The organism is Streptomyces sp. NPDC026417 (assembly GCF_055567695.1).
This window is the reverse complement of sequence record NZ_JBVHPY010000125.1, coordinates 1-1,056: the sequence shown is the minus strand read 5'-3', so window position 1 is coordinate 1,056 and position 1,056 is coordinate 1. Positions and strand designations below refer to the sequence as shown.

1 protein-coding gene is annotated in these 1,056 nt (G+C 61.4%); it reads left to right on the top strand.

What is annotated here, in order from left to right:
- Positions 1-295 precede the first annotated feature (295 nt).
- Positions 296-454 carry a DUF6381 family protein gene (locus tag ACZ4NT_RS39350; RefSeq protein WP_467730242.1) on the top strand — a complete coding sequence of 53 codons (159 nt, stop codon included), beginning with the start codon at positions 296-298 and terminating at the stop codon, positions 452-454.
- Positions 455-1,056: the final 602 nt, after the last annotated feature.

Genomic DNA, 1,056 nt, shown 5'->3' with positions numbered 1-1,056 from the left:
GATCGAGTGGGACAAGGCCAGCTTCATGCGGGCCCGCCAAAACGACGACTACAACTACGCGACCACGATGGTGTCGGAGGTCCGCGGTCGACCAAGAGGGCGAGCAGGTCGGCACCTGCCGGTACCTCCTGCTGTATCCGCCGGATTCCTGATCCGTCATGTCGATGCTCGGCCTTGCTGTCCCCGCCCTTCCCCAACGGGACATCACCCCAGAGATGCATTCCGACATGCGGCAGCGCAACACGAGTGTTTCGCTATGTCTCGTCCGCTCTCCCCCATCACGCAAGGAGCGATCATGAGCATGACCGACGAGCCCAGCGGCAGAGCCCAGCAGATGCGCGCCAAAGCCGAGGAAATGAAGGACCTGGCCGAGCGCACCAGCGACCCCCACGAACGTAAACGCCTGACGGACAAGGCCCGCCGGCTCCAAGAGCAGAGCGAGCAGGAATCCTGACAGGATACAGGCCGCAGCAGCATGAACCCCCAGTGGTCGCCCAACTCCTGCGGACAGCGTTGCCGGACAGGAAGCCACCGCGCGAGCACTTGCCGTCCGGATGCTGGCCGGTGAGCTGACACCACGCGAGTTAGCCTTCCGGACGCACCATCGTTTTGGGCACGAGCTTCTTTGGTCGAACAACTCGCCAACATGGACGACGACTACGACGTCTTCGAAATACGGCAACAGAACGTAGGCGCAGGTTGACGCCCATGTCACGGCCGAAGCTCTTCGGCTTGCACAGCCTCGTGATTCGGCCGACCCACGGATGCACCGACCTGAAGCAGGCCGGTGGATCCGTGGGTTCAAGCTGAAATCCTTCGGTCTTCCTGAACTCACAAGAATTGGGGCTCTAATCTCCCGAAATTGAGCCTTTTCCAACCTGGTTATCAGGTCCGCCGATTATGCTCGACGGACCGTTCGCAGCATGGCGTCCGACTGTGGGTGTGCTGGTCACCGGCCTGTCACCGGCTGACCTGGTCACTCGCCGCACACCCTTGACCAGCACAGACGTGAGGTTGGAAAAGGCTCACTGCCACGAAGTGACAAGTAGGTCAGTG

Coding starts and splice junctions, on each gene's coding strand:
- ACZ4NT_RS39350 (WP_467730242.1), top strand. CDS start 296: ATGAGCATGACCGACGAGCCCAGCGGCAGAGCCCAGCAGATGCGCGCC.